Source organism: Ruegeria pomeroyi DSS-3, assembly GCF_000011965.2.
Taxonomy (GTDB): Bacteria; Pseudomonadota; Alphaproteobacteria; order Rhodobacterales; family Rhodobacteraceae; genus Ruegeria_B; species Ruegeria_B pomeroyi.
Window position 1 is genome coordinate 3,769,567 of the sequence record NC_003911.12, and the last position, 14,195, is coordinate 3,783,761.

Sequence of the window (14,195 nt, forward strand, 5' to 3'; positions counted from 1 at the left end):
AAGAAAATTCGACGAATTTTCTTGGCAATTTTCTGTGCAGAAAATTGTTCCCCTCATTTCCCCACCTTCCATGTCAGCTCTTTCGGGCCGGTTCCCACGGGCGATTTCAACGCGGGAAACTCGGGCTGGCTTTCAGCTCTCTCTTCAGGGCCTGCGACCCTTTCGATCTTCACCTTGAGATCGAACCACGCCGCCTGACCGGTCACCGGATCGGAGTTGGCCCAGCGCAGCCCGTCGCCCTTGGGCGGCAAGAGCTCGTGGATCAGATGGTTGAGCAGGAAGCCCTTGGTGGCCTCGGGCGCGTCGGGTTCCAGCGCCCAGGCGCCCTTGCGCTTGCCGATCGCGTTCCAGGTCCAGACGGTGTTCTCGTTCAGCGCCGCCATCTCCATCACCGGCACCACGATCTCGCCATGGGGCGAGGTCAGGCGCGCCCAATCGCCATCCTTCATCCCCTGTTCGCGCATGATTTTTGTCGGAACATAGAGCGGGTTGCGCCCGTGCAGCTGCCGCAGCCATGCGTTCTGGGTGCCCCAGCTGTGATACATCGCCATGGGTCGTTGGGTCAGCGCGTTGACAGTGAACCCTTCGTTGCCCTGCTGGTCAGTCTCGTACCAGATCGGCAGCGGGTCCAGCCGCGCACCGATCCGGGCGCGCAGATGGTCGGGCGGTTGCCGCTCGCCATGGCCTTCGGCCGCCAGCTGGAACCTGCGCATCGGCTCGGAATAGAGCTGGAACAGATATGGTTGCGGGCTGTCGTAGAGACCCATGCCGACGGCCCAGTCCTGATAGGCCGTGTTCCAGGGTTTGTAATATTGCGCCCCGTCCGGCACATGTTCGACAAAGAAGCCGCCGTTTTCGATATAGCGATCGAGCTGATCGGGGTTGACCTCGCCCCGCCCGGCCTTGTCGCCCGCCTCTCCCCGGAAACCGGCAAGCGGGCCGATGCCCGGTTTGCGCTGGTGGTTGACGATGTAATCGGCGTAGTCGGTATACTTCGCCGCACCGCTTTCATCGGTGAACCCGGGCAGTTGCAGCTTGTTGGCCAGCTGCACCAGCACCGTCTGAAAGCCGCGTACATCGCGGTCGGGTTCGATCACCGGCCAGCGGATCGCGTCCGCCGCGGCATCGGCCTCGCAGATCGGGCGGTCGAGCAGCGAGATACAGTCGTGCCGCTCCAGATAGGTGGTGTCGGGCAGGATCAGGTCGGCATAGGCCACCATTTCCGAGCTATAGGCATCGGAATAGATGATCCGCGGGATGACGTATTCGCCGCTTTCGTCCTTGTCCGTCAGCATGTCCATCACACCACGGGTGTTCATGGACGAGTTCCAGGACATGTTCGCCATATACATGAACAGCGTGTCGATCTTGTACGGGTCCCCGGCATGGGCGTTTGAGATCACCATATGCATCAGCCCGTGCGAGGACATCGGGTTTTCCCAGGTGAACGCCTTGTCGATGCGGGCCGGGCTGCCGTCGGGTTTCAGCGCCAGATCTTCGGGACCGCGCACGAATCCCAGATGCGGGCCGTCAAGGGGCGCGCCTGGCGTTGCCTTGCAATGGGGTTTGGGATGGGCCTCGACCGGTTTTGGATAGGGCGGTTTGAAGCGGAAGCCGCCAGGCACCTCGACCGTGCCCAGCAGGATCTGCAACAGGTGCAGCGCGCGGCAGGTCTGGAATCCGTTGGCATGGGCCGAGACCCCGCGCATCGAGTGGAACGAGACCGGGCGCCCGGTCATCACGTTGTGGGTCTCGCCCCGGAAATCGGTCCATTCCTGGTCGATCTCGAACGCCTCGTCAAAGGCGACACGGGCGATCTCGGCGGCCAGTGCACGAATGCGCGGCGCCGGGATTCCACAGCGCTCGGCCACCGCCTCGGGCGCGTACTCCGCGCTCAGGTAACGCTCGGCCATGGCCTGCATCACCGTGCGGCAGATGCGTCCGTTCACCTCGGTGCTGCCCGACAGATCGGGGCGCACGCCGGGGCGGTCGAACGGGGTCAGTTCACCGCTGGCCCGGTCGATCACCAGAACCTTGTCATCGGCGTCGCGCAGCAGCAGGCCATGATCGGCGCCGCCGGGATTGTCGATCACCAGACAGGGCGCATTGGTATAGCGGGCGAGATAGTCGAGGTCGACCTTGCCTGCCTTCATCAGCACGTGGATCAGCGACAGGATCAGCAGACCATCGGTGCCGGGCGTGATCCCGTACCAGTCATCGGCCACCGCGTTATAGCCGGTGCGGATCGGGTTGACGCCGACCACCCGCGCGCCACGCGCCTTGATCTTGCCGATGCCCATCTTGATCGGGTTGCTGTCATGATCCTCGGCCACGCCCAACAGAATGAACAACTTGGTATGATCCCAGTCGGGCTGCCCAAACTCCCAGAAGGCGCCGCCCATCGTGTAGATGCCAGCCGCCGCCATGTTGACCGAGCAGAAGCCGCCATGGGCGGCATAGTTCGGGGTGCCGAAATTCTGGGCCCAGAAACTGGTAAAGCTCTGCGACTGGTCGCGGCCGGTGAAGAAGGCCAGTTTCGACGGATCGTTCTCGCGGATCGGTTTCAGCCAGCCGGTGGCGATCTCCAGCGCCTCGTCCCAGGTGATCTCCTGGAACTCGCCCGAACCGCGCGGCCCCACCCGTTTCAGCGGCGCGCGCAGGCGCGAAGGGGCGTTGACCTGCATGATCCCGGCGGAGCCCTTGGCACAGAGCACACCCTTGTTCACCGGATGCTCGCGGTTGCCCTCGATATAGGCGACCCGCTTTTTGCCATCCGGGCCATCCTTCATATGCACGTTGATGCCGCAGCGGCAGGCGCACATGTAGCACGTCGTCTTGCGAACCTCGTCGGAGACATGCGGCGAGGTCTCGATCTTTGGCTGGTGGTGGCTCATTCGGGTTTCCCTGTTCTGTCGTTCGACACGCTAGGGCAGATCACCCCATTCCGCGACATTTTCTTGGAAATTCAGACTTTCCGAAACCTTTTTCCGAAAAACTGAATTTCTGGGGTGTTTTGTTCCGTCATTGCGTTTGCGCCATGGCTTGCAGAACGGTGACGGCGATCATCTGGGTGACATCGCCTGCAACGCATCCGCGCGACAGGTCGTTTGCCGGTTTCGCCAGCCCTTGCAGAACCGGGCCGATGGCCGTGTATCCGCCCAGGCGCTGAGTGATCTTGTAGCCGATGTTGCCCGCGTCCAGATTGGGGAAGATCATCACATTGGCCTGTCCGGCCACATCCGACCCCGGCGCCTTGGAGGCACCGACCGAGGGCACAAAGGCGGCGTCGAACTGCAATTCGCCATCCGCGTCCAGATCGGGATGATCCGCGCGCAACCGGGCCAGCGCGTCGGTGACCTTGGAGACATGGGGATGCCGCGCGCTGCCCTTGGTGGAAAAGGACAGCATGGCGATCTTCGGCTCAGCCCGCAAAAGCGCCCGGCACGAAGCGGCAGATGCTGCGGCGATGGCGGCCAGTTCCGCGACCGATGGGTCGATCACCAGCCCGCTGTCGGAATAGAGCATCGCGCGGGCATGGGCGGTGGCGGCCTCGGGCGGATACATCAGGAAGAAGCTCGACACCATCGCGGCGCCGGGCGCGGCGCCGATCACCTGGATGGCGGTGCGCACAACGTCGGACGTGGTGGCAACCGCCCCGCCGACCGTGCCCACCGCATGATCGCCGCGCACCAGCATCGCCGCATAGACAAGCGGAGTGCGAACGGCAGCCAGCGCCGCTGCTTCGCTCACACCCTTGTGGCGACGCAGACCGTAATAGGCGGCGGCAAATTCGGCGGTCAGCGGAGAACTGTCCGGATCGTGGATGGTCAGACTGTCGGCAGGCGCGCCTTGCGCCTTCAACGCGGCGCGGATTTCTGCCGCCTGCCCGACAAGGATCACATCCGCGATCCCCGCCGAGTGGGCGGCCAGCGCCCCCGCGACAACGCGGGGATCGCTGCCTTCGCTCAGCGCGACGGTTGCGCGCCGGGCCGGGGGATCAGACAGCAGCAGATCAATCGGCGTTTGCGTCATCACCCCGGCCCCTGCGACGGTCAGACCTGCTGTTCGCGCATGTCGGCCTTGTCGATACCGGCCACGCGCACCGGCTTCTTCATCGCGTCGCGGCGGAAGGGTTCGCCCAGTTCCTGGTTGATCATCGCCTCGATCAGGGTGGTCTTGCCCGCCTTCTGATCCTCGATGGCCTTGGCCAGCGCGGCGGTCAGCTCGTCCATGGTGCGGGCGACGACGCCTTGCAGGCCGCAGGCCTTGGCGATGCCGGCATAGCTGACCCGCTGGTCCAGCTCGGTGCCGACGAAGTTGTCATCGAACCACAGGGTCGAGTTGCGCTTTTCCGCGCCCCACTGATAGTTGCGGAACACGATCTGGGTAACCGCCGGCCACTCGCCACGACCGATCGCAGTCAGCTCGTTCACCGCGATGCCAAAGGCGCCGTCGCCGGAGAAGCCGACCACCGGCACATCCGGGCAGCCGATCTTGGCGCCGACAACGGCAGGCAGACCATAGCCGCAGGGGCCGAACAGGCCGGGGGCCAGGTATTTACGGCCCTCGTCAAAGTCGGGATAGGCGTTGCCGATGGCGCAGTTGTTGCCGATGTCCGACGAGATGATCGCCTCGCGCGGCAGCGCCGCCTGAATCGCGCGCCATGCCATGCGGGGGCTCATCCAGTCGGGCTTGTCGGCGCGGGCGCGCTCGTTCCAGGTGGTGCCCGGATCGTCATCCTCGTGGGTCATCGACGACAGCTGCTGGGCCCATGCCGATTTGGTCTGGGCGATACGGTCCTTGCGCGCAGCGCGGCCTTCGTCACCGGCGGTGTCGCTGAGCTGGGCCAGGATGCCCCGGGCGACCTTGGCCGCGTCGCCGATGATGCCGACCGAGACCTTCTTGGTCAGGCCGATGCGGTCGGGGTTGATGTCGACCTGGATGATCTTGGCATCGGCCGGCCAGTATTCCATGCCATAACCCGGCAGGGTCGAGAACGGGTTGAGACGGGTGCCGAGGCAAAGAACGACATCGGCGGTCTTGATCAGCTCCATCCCGGCCTTGGAGCCGTTATAGCCCAGCGGCCCGGCAAACAGCGGGTGCGAGCCGGGGAAGGCGTCGTTGTGCTGATAGCCGACGCAGACCGGCGCATCGAGACGTTCGGCCAGCGCCTTGGACGCGGCGATACCGCCCTTGGACAGCACCACGCCGGCGCCGTTCAGGATCACCGGGTTCTTGGCGTTCGACAGCATCTCGGCGGCGGCGGCGACAGCCTCTTCGCCGCCCGAGGGGCGCTCGAACTCGACAATCGCGGGCAGCGCGATGTCGATGACCTGGGTCCACATGTCACGCGGGATGTTGATCTGGGCCGGGGCGCTGGCGCGCTTGGCGTTCATGATCACGCGGTTCAGCACCTCCGCCACGCGGGAGGGGTCGCGGACCTCTTCCTGATAGGCGACGCAGTCGGCGAACATGCGCATCTGCTCCATCTCCTGGAAACCGCCCTGACCGATGGTCTTGTTGGCGGCCTGCGGGGTGACCAGCAGCAAAGGCGTGTGGTTCCAGTAGGCGGTTTTCACCGCGGTGACGAAATTGGTGATGCCGGGGCCGTTCTGGGCGATCATCATCGACATCTTGCCGGTGGCACGGGTATAGCCGTCGGCCATGAACCCGCCCGAGCCCTCGTGCGCGCAATCCCAGAAGGTGATGCCAGCGGCCGGGAAGATGTCCGAGATCGGCATCATGGCCGATCCGATGATTCCAAACGCATGCTGGATGCCATGCATCTGCAGGGTTTTGACGAAGGCTTCTTCGGTCGTCATCTTCATGAGTACGCACTCCATGGTGTTCTGATTGGCCGGCCTCAGTGGGACCGGCATCTTGGCTAAAGGTTTAGGCGGAACCCGAAGGCTGGCGTTAGGGCCAGAATGAAAAGCGGGATAGGTCCAGAGCCTACCCAGCGTGCCGGGCGATGGCACCAGCGATGCGCTCGATCCCCGGCGCGATGCGGCTGGTCGGGATCGAGGAATAGCCCAGGCGATAGTAATTCCTGGGCCGGTCCGCCCCCGAAAAGAAGGCGGTGCCGGGTTCGATGTGAACGCTTTCGCCGCGCAGCGCCATCGCCAGCGCCTCGCTGTCCACCCCGGCGGGCGCCTGCATCCACAGGGACGAACCGCCATAGACGCCGCGCCCGGCGATGGTCAGGCCATGTTGGGCGATGGCGCGCTCGATCTCTTGCCGCCGTTGCAGCAGGACCGAAGACATGCGCCGGATCTGGGCATCGTAATGGCCCAGCGACAGGAAATAGGCGGCGGTGCGCTGGATATGGCCCGGCGGATGACGCAGCACCAGCGAGCGCAGCGCGCGCGCCTCGCGGATGAACGGCTCGGACCCGACCATGTAACCCAGACGCAACCCGGGAAAGAGCGATTTCGAGAAACTGCCGACGTAAACGACACGCCCATCGCGATCGAGCGACTTCAGCGCCGGAGAGGGCGCGCCCAGAAAGGCCAGCTCGAATTCGTAATCATCCTCGACGATCATCGCGTCGATCTCTCTCGCGCGCTCCAGCAGCGCATGACGGCGGGGCACCGGCATGGTGGCGGTGGTCGGGCTTTGATGGCTGGGCGTGGTAAAGATCACGTCGGTATCGTCGGGAATGGCGTCGGGTGGCAGCCCGTCCAGATCGACCCTCAGCGAGACCAGATTGCAGCGCGACTGGATCAGCAATTCGCGCAGCGCGTAATAGCAGGGATCCTCGATCGCGGCCTTGCGCCGACGGTTCAGCAGCACCCGCGCCGCCAGCCACAATGCGTTTTGCGCGCCCAAAGTGATCAGGATCTCTTCGGGCCGGGCCGAGATACCGCGCCGGGGCAAGGTGTGGCGCGCGATGAATTCGATCAGCAGCGGATCGTCCTGATCGACATAGTCGGCGGTAAGCGAGGCGAAATCCTTTTGCCCCAGCGCCCGCACCGCGCAAAGCCGCCAGTTGGCGTGATCGAACAGTGTGGGATCGGCCTGGCCGTAGATGAACGGATAGCGATAGTCGCGCCAGTCCGCCGGTTTCTGCAATGTATCCCCACCCGAGAACTTGCGGGCGATGGCGCGCGACCAGTCGACCGTTTCCTGATCGCGCTCCATCGGGGCATAGCTGGGCGGGATCGGCGCGTTATCGGATACGAAATAGCCCGACCGCCCGCGCGATGTCAGATAATCGTTTGCCAACAGCTCGGTATAGGCCAGCGTCACGGTGATCCGGCTGACCCCCAGATGGGTCGCCAGCCGCCGCGATGACGGCAGTTTCTCGCCCACATGGAACCGGCCCGACAGGATGCCCTCGGCGATCATCTGCTGGATCTGCGCCTGAAGCGTGCCCTGCGCGCCCTGTTTCAGAAAGAAGGTCTCGACCGGTATCGCCATGGGCTCACAATAGGTTGGACTTATGACGTTATCAATTTGGACTTATTGCGCGCTGACAAGGGGCATTGGTGTTTTGGAGTCAAGGGCGCCCGCTATCTGGCCTTATCCCGGCGTGAATTCTCGCGGTTGACGGTTCATTTAAAACTATATAACCAGTTTTATAGTTATATTGGAGGCTGACATGTGGGACGAGGCAGCAGGCGGATTCGCCGCCATGGGATCGTCGGCGCGGCTCAAGGTGTTGCGGGTTCTGGTGCGGGCGGGACAGCCCGGTCTGACGGTGGGCGAAATTCAGCAGCGCACGGACATGGCCGCCTCGACCCTCGCCCATCATCTCAAGGCGTTGGCGGCAGGCGGGGTCATCGAGCAGACCCGGCAGGGTCGTCAGACCATCAATCGCGCCCGGTTCGACCAGCTCGAGGCGCTGGCGCAGTTCATCATGGCGGAATGCTGTGCCGATCAATGTTCGGCCCAAATCCAGGAGACAGACAATGGTTGAAATCACCTCCTCTCCCCGGCGCGCGCCGGGCCGTCTGACAGCGTGGCTAAAAACACCCTGGACGGTGGCCGCGGGGTTGCTGGGTGCGGTGGCGCTGCTGGACCCGGCGCAGCTGGGCGCGGTTGCCCGTTTCGCCGCGACCGCGCTGGCGGGCACGGCGCCCTATATCCTGTTTGCGGTCCTGCTTCTGGCCTGGCTCAAGGCGACCGGCGCCGAGGTTCTGGTGGCGCGCGCCTTTGAAGGACGCGAGACACGGATGATCCTGCTGGCGGCGCTGTTCGGCGGGCTGGCCCCCTTCTGCTCTTGCGAGGTGATCCCATTCATCGCCGGGCTGCTGGCACTGGGGGCGCCCTTGTCGGCGGTGATGGCCTTCTGGCTCAGCTCGCCCCTCATCGACCCGCCGACGCTGCTGATCACGGCGGGCGCTCTGGGCTGGCCCTTTGCCATCGGCAAGGCGGTGGCGGCGGTTGGGCTGGGCCTGTTCGGTGGCTTTGTCGTGCGCGCCTTGTCGGCGGGTGGCGCACTTAGCGATCCGCTGCGCAGGGCCAAGTCCTCATGCTGCGGCTGTGGCGCCCCGAAACCGGCGGCCCCGCACTGGCGGTTCTGGACCGAGGCCGAGCGCACACGCATCTTTCGCGCCGAGTTCCTCAGCAACGGGATGTTCCTGCTGAAATGGATGACGCTGGCCTATGTGATCGAGGCGCTGCTGGTCACCTATGTGCCGGCAGAAGTGATCGCTGGGCTGGTCGGGGGCGAGGGGGTAATGCCCATCGTGGTGGCCGCGCTGGTTGGCATGCCAGCCTATCTGAACTCTTACGTGGCGCCGCCGCTGCTGGCGGGGCTGATGGAACAGGGCATGACAGGTGGGGCGGCCATGGCCTTCATGGTGGCGGGCGCGGTCAGCTCGATCCCGGCGATGGCGGCGGTCTGGTCACTGGTGAAACCGCGCGTCTTTGCGCTGTATCTCGGGCTTGGCCTGACCGGCGCGGTGATCGCCGGCATGCTGTTCCAGACGCTGTAACCCGGTTACTGCCCCGTGCAATGCTGGGGCAGTTTCAGCCGATAGCGTGCCTCGCCACTGGTGACATAGACGCGCTTTTCCACACAGGCGGTGGTGGTCACGCTGGCCGCCACCGGCCCCTCGGTCGAGGTGATCGAGGTCGCCTGGCCACCCGGCAGGCGCACCGAGACAATCGCCCCGTTGCGCAGATCTCCGTTGATCGCGGTCAACGACAACACGTCGAGGGTCAGAAACGCCTCGTGCTCATGAGGCTCTTCTCCCCTGCCGAACAGCAGAAGCCCGCCAAGGATGGCGGCGAACAGGGCACCGGCGGCAAGCGCGGCGCCGCGGGTGTGCAGGAAGGCATAGACCGACACCGCCCGGTGCGGGCCAATCAGTTTGGAAAGCAAATCAAGCATGGGTCGCCGAATGTGAAAAAGCCCCGGCCACAGGGCCGGGGCGGTTTCGATCAGTAACGCGGATCGTCGTCTTCGTCCTCGTCATCCGTGCCGCCCTTGGGCAGGTTGAAGAAGCTGTCGGCATCGGCGATGGACCGGTGATCTTCCTCGTCGTCATCGCTGGTGCTGATCGGCTCGGACAGCGAGAAATTCTCCAGCCCCTCGATCGCGGTCGGGATGCGCGGTCCGGTATCCATGCCCAGCGACTGTTCGGTCGAAACCAGCTTGCGGCGCTCGTCATCGCTCATCACGCCACCTTCGGCGGCTTTCTTGGCGGCGGCCTTTTGCACCACCGAGTCCAGCTCCGACTGGCGGCACAGGCCCAGCGCCACCGGGTCGATGGGCTGCATGTTGGAAATGTTCCAGTGGGTGCGCTCGCGGATCGACTGGATGGTCGGCTTGGTGGTGCCGACCAGCTTGGCGATCTGGCCATCGGACAGTTCGGGGTGGAACTTGACCAGCCACAGGATCGCGTTCGGGCGGTCCTGGCGTTTGGACAGCGGGGTGTAACGCGGGCCACGGCGCTTTTCCTCGCCGGCGGCGGCCGGGTTGAACTTGAGCTTCAGCTTGTGCAGCGGGTTCTGCTCGGCCTTGTCGATTTCTTCCTGGGTCAGCTGGTTGTTGGCGATGGGGTCGAACCCCTTGACGCCTGCCGCCACATCACCATCGGCAATGCCCTGAATTTCCAGCTCGTGCATGCCGACGAAATCGGCGATCTGCTTGAAGCTGATCGTCGTGTTGTCCACCAGCCAGACGGCGGTTGCCTTGGCCATCAGAGGTTTTGCCATGGCTTGTCTCCTTGCGAATACATCTCTCCCGTCGCCGGAATTCGGCTGCCCCGTGGTCTGGGGCGTGTTTCCGTTGTCGGGGAACTCCGACCGTATATAGTCAGGCCGGGCAGATAAGGAAAGAGCGAATGCGCTGGCTGGTTTTATGGGCATTGACCGCAACCGCCGCCTGGGCCGAGGGCGAGCAGGCGGGCGATTTCGACTATTACGTGTTGTCGCTCAGCTGGTCGCCCAACTGGTGCGAGACCACCGGCGATGCGCGCGGCGCCGATCAATGTGACGCGCGCCATGACTATGGCTGGGTGTTGCACGGGCTGTGGCCGCAGTATCACCAGGGCTGGCCCAGCTATTGCCGCACGCCCGAGGCGCCGCCCAGCCGCCGGATGAGCGCGGAAATGGCCGATATCCAAGGCAGTTCCGGCCTGGCCTGGCATCAGTGGAAGAAACACGGCACCTGCTCGGGGCTGAGTGCGGCGGCTTATTACGCCCTGTCGCGCGAGGCATTCGACAGCGTGATCCGCCCGCCGGTCTTTCGCCAGTTGGACAAGGCTGTGAAACTGCCCGCCCGGCTGGTCGAAGAGGCCTTCCTGAAGGCCAATCCCGCCCTTGAACCCGACATGGTGACCGTGACCTGCGCCGATGGTTTCATTCAGGAGGTGCGCATCTGCCTGTCGACATCTCTCGACCCGGTGCCCTGCGGCCGCGACGTGGTGCGCGACTGCCGGCTCAAGGATGCGGTGTTCACGCCGATTCGCTGAACGACCGCATCCGGTCCGGGGTCGGGTCTCAGTTCTGGGCCTTCTGGCATTCGCGCGCATATTCCAGCGCCTTCGAGGTGCCCTTGAGATCAATCGCCATGACCTGCTGACCCTCGGCGCCATAAACCGTCATCACCTTGCGCTGGGCGATGGCATGCACGAATTCGCGGTCGGTGAAGAACACCGTCGCGCCGCGCACCTTGCCCTTGTTGGCGCCGATGGCGGTGGCCTCGAACCGCTCGCCATCCAGATCGAAGGTAATGGGATAGCTGCCGCCATCCTCGATGGAACCCCAGTTCTTGTTGAAGACGGTGAAATAGCCGCGGTTGCCGGTGCGGTCATAGCCAAGCCGCACCACCGACAGATCCTCGTAAACCGTCTGGATCAGACAGCCATTGCCCAGCGCCGGGTCGACCATCAGGTTCCAGCCATGCACGAACCCCTTGTCGATCAGCTCCTGCGACCAGGCAGCGGTGGCGGTGGCGGCGGCAAGAACAAGGGCAAGAATGCGGGTCATCGGGGATACTCCGGGGAATGAATGTCTGAACCCTTGGTACCCGCAAATCCGGGCGTGCCAAAGGCAAAGATGCAGGCCGGGACACAAAGGCCGCTTTGTCTCGCAAATGCGCCTACAGTTCCTTGCGCGCGCGCATCGCGGCCGAGATCGTGCCGTCGTCGAGATAATCCAGCTCGCCCCCGATCGGCACGCCCTGCGCCAACGAGGTCAGCCGCACCCGGCCGCCCAGCTGATCGGCGATGTAATGGGCGGTGGTCTGGCCGTCGATGGTGGCGTTGAGCGCCAGGATCACCTCGGAGATCGCCTCGGCGGTGACGCGATCCGCCAGCCGGGGAATGCGCAACTCGTCCGGGCCGACCCCATCCAGCGCCGACAGAGTGCCACCCAGCACGTGATAACGGCCCTTGAAGACGCCCGAACGTTCCATCGCCCACAGATCGGCCACGTCCTCGACCACGCACAGCTCGCCGGTCGCGCGCCGTTCATCGGTGCAGATATCGCAGATATCCGAGGTGCCGACATTGCCGCAGTTGAGGCATTCGCGGGCGGTGGCCGCAACCTGCCCCATCAGATCGGCCAGCGGGGTCAAGAGCAGCGCGCGCTTGCGGATGAGATGCAGCACCGCGCGCCGCGCCGAGCGCGGGCCCAGACCGGGCAGACGCGCCATCAGCTCGATCAGCGCGTCGATATCCTTGGTCGATCCGGCCATATCCTGTTCCCCGTGCGATCCCCGCTTTGACGCGATCATGCCCGCAGTTCAAAGCAAAGGGAACGGCCCGCGCATCAGAACGGCAGCTTGATGTCCTTGGGCAGGCCCATGGCCTCGGTCAGGGCGGCCATCTCCTCTTGCGCCTTTTCGGCGGCTTTGGCCTGTGCGTCCTTGATCGCGGCCAGGATCAGGTCTTCGACCACTTCCTTGTCGTCGCCGTTGAAGATCGACGGGTCGATATCCAGCCCTTTGAGCTCGCCCTTGGCGGTGGCGGTGGCCTTGACCAGCCCGGCCCCGGATTCGCCGGTGACCAGGACAGAGTTCAGGTCCTCTTGCATCTGCGCCATCTTGGTCTGCAGTTCCTGCGCCGATTTCATCATCTTGGCCATGTCGCCAAGTCCGCCCAATCCTTTGAACATGGGTATCTCCTGTGTTCCGGTTCCGGGGCTAGATACGGACGCCCTGCCGTTCAGGCAAGGGGAATGCGGCGCGAAACCGCGCCCGGTGGGAATGCGGCACGAAACCGCGCCCGATAAGCGCCCGGTGTCAACCCAGTCCGCGACTTGAAGGCGCGGGCAAAGGCGGGCAGGTCGGCATACCCGACCGTCCAGGCGATCTGGGCGATGTTCTCGGCCCCGCGTTCCAGCGCGCCGCGCGCCTTCTCGATCCTGAGCGCTTGCAGATAGGTCGCAGGCGCATGGCCGGTCGCGGCCTGAAACCGGCGGATGAAGCTGCGCAGCGGCAGACCGGCCACCTGTGCCAGTTGTGGCACAGTCAACGGACCTTGCAGATGCATCTCCATATGACGCTGAGCCGCCAGCACGGCGGTATCGCCATGACCGCGCTCGGGGCGAAAGCTTGAATAGTTGCGCTGCTCGCGTCCGGCCGGGTCAATCAGCAGGTATCGCGCCAGCCGCGAAACCATGGCGCCGCCATACCACAAGCCGGTCAGGTGCAGGCCCAGATCTGTCCAGGCCATCAGCCCACCAGCCGTGATCACATCGCCATCGTCGATCAGGATATGTTCAGGCTCCAACCGGGCCTTGGGAAAGGTCTCTCGAAACGACTCCTCAAGCCCCCAATGGGTGGTAACCGGGCGCCCGTCAAGCAGTCCGGCATGGCCCAGCCAGAAAGCGCCTGCACAGACAGAGCAAGCCAGCGCGCCCTGAGCATGCTGCCGGTGCGCCCATCTGGCCAGGGGGTGATCGAGCGCCCCGCGTGCGCCGCCGATCGAGGGCGGAAAGAGGAGCGCGGTAACCCCCTGTTGCGGCAGGGTGTCGGCGTTGACGATGGTGACCTCGGGCCCGGCAGCCTCTGGGTCGAGCCGCGCGATCAGGCGGAACATGTCGGCGAGACCATGCAGCGCGGCCCGCTGCGCGCCGGGATAGTCGACCAAGGCTATGTTTGGCACAATCTGCATGGTCATTGTCATATACGCCAATCGTACCCCTGCTCAATCCGTATCAGGATGCAGGTCATGAATTTGGAACGGAGACTGACAATGACCAAAACAGCCCTGATCCTGGTCGATATCCAGAACGACTATTTCCCCGGCGGCGCATGGGAGGTGCCCGGGATGGAGGCGGCCGCCGGACAAGCCGCCCACCTGTTGGCGGCGGCGCGGCGCGACGGGGTGCTGGTGATCCATGTACGGCACGAGTTTGCCAGTGCCGAGGCGCCCTTTTTCCGCCCCGGAAGCAGCGGTGCCGAGATTCACGCCTCTGTCGCTCCTACCGCGACAGAGACGGTTCTGACCAAGGCACGGCCCAATGCCTTTGTCGGCACCGCGCTGCTGGACCTATTGCAGGGTGGGGACATCCAGGCGGTCACCCTTTGTGGGGCAATGACCCAGATGTGCATCGACGCCACCGCCCGCGCGGCGGCTGACCTCGGCTTTGCCGTCACCGTGGCCGCCGATGCCTGTGCGGCACGGGCCGTTTCGTTCGACGGGCAGGACGTGCCCGCCGAGATGGTGCATGCGGCGTTTCTGGCGCCGCTTGCTGCCAGTTATGGCCGGGTGGTTCCGGTCTCAACCTTGCTCGACTAG

14 protein-coding genes are annotated in these 14,195 nt (G+C 64.5%); 4 read left to right on the plus strand and 10 right to left on the minus strand.

Annotation, left to right across the window (positions count from 1 at the left end; genetic code table 11):
* Positions 1 to 53: 53 nt before the first annotated feature.
* The 4 genes from SPO_RS18030 to SPO_RS18045 all read right to left on the minus strand — a co-directional run bounded on the left by SPO_RS18030 (position 54) and on the right by SPO_RS18045 (position 7,419).
* Positions 54 to 2,894 carry a molybdopterin oxidoreductase family protein gene (locus SPO_RS18030; protein ID WP_011049239.1) on the minus strand — a complete coding sequence of 947 codons (2,841 nt, stop codon included), beginning with the start codon at positions 2,892 to 2,894 and terminating at the stop codon, positions 54 to 56.
* A gap of 127 nt (positions 2,895 to 3,021) precedes the next feature.
* Positions 3,022 to 4,032 carry a phosphate acetyltransferase gene (gene pta, locus SPO_RS18035; RefSeq protein WP_044029392.1) on the minus strand — a complete coding sequence of 337 codons (1,011 nt, stop codon included), beginning with the start codon at positions 4,030 to 4,032 and terminating at the stop codon, positions 3,022 to 3,024.
* A gap of 20 nt (positions 4,033 to 4,052) precedes the next feature.
* On the minus strand, positions 4,053 to 5,828 hold the full coding sequence (xsc, locus tag SPO_RS18040; RefSeq protein ID WP_044028790.1) for a sulfoacetaldehyde acetyltransferase: 1,776 nt from the start codon (positions 5,826 to 5,828) through the stop codon (positions 4,053 to 4,055).
* Positions 5,829 to 5,952: 124 nt separating this feature from the next.
* Complete coding sequence (locus tag SPO_RS18045; RefSeq protein WP_011049242.1) at positions 5,953 to 7,419, minus strand: PLP-dependent aminotransferase family protein; 1,467 nt, start codon at positions 7,417 to 7,419, stop codon at positions 5,953 to 5,955.
* A gap of 181 nt (positions 7,420 to 7,600) precedes the next feature.
* Here SPO_RS18045 and SPO_RS18050 point away from each other — a divergent pair, with 181 nt between their 5' ends.
* Together SPO_RS18050 and SPO_RS18055 are read left to right on the plus strand one after the other, a co-directional pair.
* Positions 7,601 to 7,918, plus strand: a complete 318-nt coding sequence (locus SPO_RS18050) for an ArsR/SmtB family transcription factor (RefSeq protein WP_011049243.1) — start codon at positions 7,601 to 7,603, stop codon at positions 7,916 to 7,918.
* Positions 7,911 to 8,939 carry a permease gene (locus tag SPO_RS18055; RefSeq protein WP_011049244.1) on the plus strand — a complete coding sequence of 343 codons (1,029 nt, stop codon included), beginning with the start codon at positions 7,911 to 7,913 and terminating at the stop codon, positions 8,937 to 8,939. Before SPO_RS18050 ends, SPO_RS18055 begins: the two co-directional genes overlap by 8 nt.
* 5 nt (positions 8,940 to 8,944) lie before the next feature.
* Here the strand turns inward: SPO_RS18055 and SPO_RS18060 are convergent, their stop codons facing one another.
* Both SPO_RS18060 and SPO_RS18065 read right to left on the minus strand, forming a co-directional pair.
* Entirely contained in the window at positions 8,945 to 9,337 is a 393-nt protein-coding gene (locus SPO_RS18060; protein ID WP_011049245.1) for a hypothetical protein, read from the minus strand.
* 50 nt (positions 9,338 to 9,387) lie between these two features.
* A complete protein-coding gene (locus SPO_RS18065; protein WP_011049246.1) occupies positions 9,388 to 10,164 on the minus strand; it encodes a DUF1013 domain-containing protein in 777 nt (258 codons plus the stop codon).
* Between the two features lie 128 nt (positions 10,165 to 10,292).
* Here SPO_RS18065 and SPO_RS18070 point away from each other — a divergent pair, with 128 nt between their 5' ends.
* On the plus strand, positions 10,293 to 10,922 hold the full coding sequence (locus tag SPO_RS18070) for a ribonuclease T2 family protein (protein ID WP_011049247.1): 630 nt from the start codon (positions 10,293 to 10,295) through the stop codon (positions 10,920 to 10,922).
* A gap of 28 nt (positions 10,923 to 10,950) precedes the next feature.
* Here SPO_RS18070 and SPO_RS18075 read toward each other — a convergent pair whose 3' ends face one another.
* From SPO_RS18075 to SPO_RS18090, 4 genes are all read right to left on the minus strand, one after another.
* Positions 10,951 to 11,439: a hypothetical protein gene (locus SPO_RS18075; RefSeq protein WP_044028791.1), complete on the minus strand. Its 489-nt coding sequence runs from the start codon at positions 11,437 to 11,439 to the stop codon at positions 10,951 to 10,953.
* Positions 11,440 to 11,551: 112 nt separating this feature from the next.
* A complete protein-coding gene (gene recR, locus SPO_RS18080) occupies positions 11,552 to 12,148 on the minus strand; it encodes a recombination mediator RecR (protein ID WP_011049249.1) in 597 nt (198 codons plus the stop codon).
* 74 nt (positions 12,149 to 12,222) lie between these two features.
* Entirely contained in the window at positions 12,223 to 12,567 is a 345-nt protein-coding gene (locus tag SPO_RS18085; protein ID WP_011049250.1) for a YbaB/EbfC family nucleoid-associated protein, read from the minus strand.
* Between the two features lie 50 nt (positions 12,568 to 12,617).
* Positions 12,618 to 13,568: a GlxA family transcriptional regulator gene (locus SPO_RS18090; RefSeq protein WP_230981752.1), complete on the minus strand. Its 951-nt coding sequence runs from the start codon at positions 13,566 to 13,568 to the stop codon at positions 12,618 to 12,620.
* Positions 13,569 to 13,649: 81 nt separating this feature from the next.
* Here SPO_RS18090 and SPO_RS18095 point away from each other — a divergent pair, with 81 nt between their 5' ends.
* Positions 13,650 to 14,195 carry a cysteine hydrolase family protein gene (locus tag SPO_RS18095; protein ID WP_011049252.1) on the plus strand — a complete coding sequence of 182 codons (546 nt, stop codon included), beginning with the start codon at positions 13,650 to 13,652 and terminating at the stop codon, positions 14,193 to 14,195.

What these genes read in the sequence shown, in the direction of transcription:
- SPO_RS18060 (WP_011049245.1), bottom strand. Translation starts at nt 9,337, where the DNA reads ATGCTTGATTTGCTTTCCAAACTGATTGGCCCGCACCGGGCGGTGTCG.
- SPO_RS18085 (WP_011049250.1), bottom strand. Translation starts at nt 12,567, where the DNA reads ATGTTCAAAGGATTGGGCGGACTTGGCGACATGGCCAAGATGATGAAA.
- recR (WP_011049249.1), bottom strand. Translation starts at nt 12,148, where the DNA reads ATGGCCGGATCGACCAAGGATATCGACGCGCTGATCGAGCTGATGGCG.
- SPO_RS18065 (WP_011049246.1), bottom strand. Translation starts at nt 10,164, where the DNA reads ATGGCAAAACCTCTGATGGCCAAGGCAACCGCCGTCTGGCTGGTGGAC.
- pta (WP_044029392.1), bottom strand. Translation starts at nt 4,032, where the DNA reads ATGACGCAAACGCCGATTGATCTGCTGCTGTCTGATCCCCCGGCCCGG.
- SPO_RS18090 (WP_230981752.1), bottom strand. Translation starts at nt 13,568, where the DNA reads ATGCAGATTGTGCCAAACATAGCCTTGGTCGACTATCCCGGCGCGCAG.
- xsc (WP_044028790.1), bottom strand. Translation starts at nt 5,828, where the DNA reads ATGAAGATGACGACCGAAGAAGCCTTCGTCAAAACCCTGCAGATGCAT.
- SPO_RS18070 (WP_011049247.1), top strand. Translation starts at nt 10,293, where the DNA reads ATGCGCTGGCTGGTTTTATGGGCATTGACCGCAACCGCCGCCTGGGCC.
- SPO_RS18050 (WP_011049243.1), top strand. Translation starts at nt 7,601, where the DNA reads ATGTGGGACGAGGCAGCAGGCGGATTCGCCGCCATGGGATCGTCGGCG.
- SPO_RS18095 (WP_011049252.1), top strand. Translation starts at nt 13,650, where the DNA reads ATGACCAAAACAGCCCTGATCCTGGTCGATATCCAGAACGACTATTTC.
- SPO_RS18045 (WP_011049242.1), bottom strand. Translation starts at nt 7,419, where the DNA reads ATGGCGATACCGGTCGAGACCTTCTTTCTGAAACAGGGCGCGCAGGGC.
- SPO_RS18055 (WP_011049244.1), top strand. Translation starts at nt 7,911, where the DNA reads ATGGTTGAAATCACCTCCTCTCCCCGGCGCGCGCCGGGCCGTCTGACA.
- SPO_RS18030 (WP_011049239.1), bottom strand. Translation starts at nt 2,894, where the DNA reads ATGAGCCACCACCAGCCAAAGATCGAGACCTCGCCGCATGTCTCCGAC.
- SPO_RS18075 (WP_044028791.1), bottom strand. Translation starts at nt 11,439, where the DNA reads ATGACCCGCATTCTTGCCCTTGTTCTTGCCGCCGCCACCGCCACCGCT.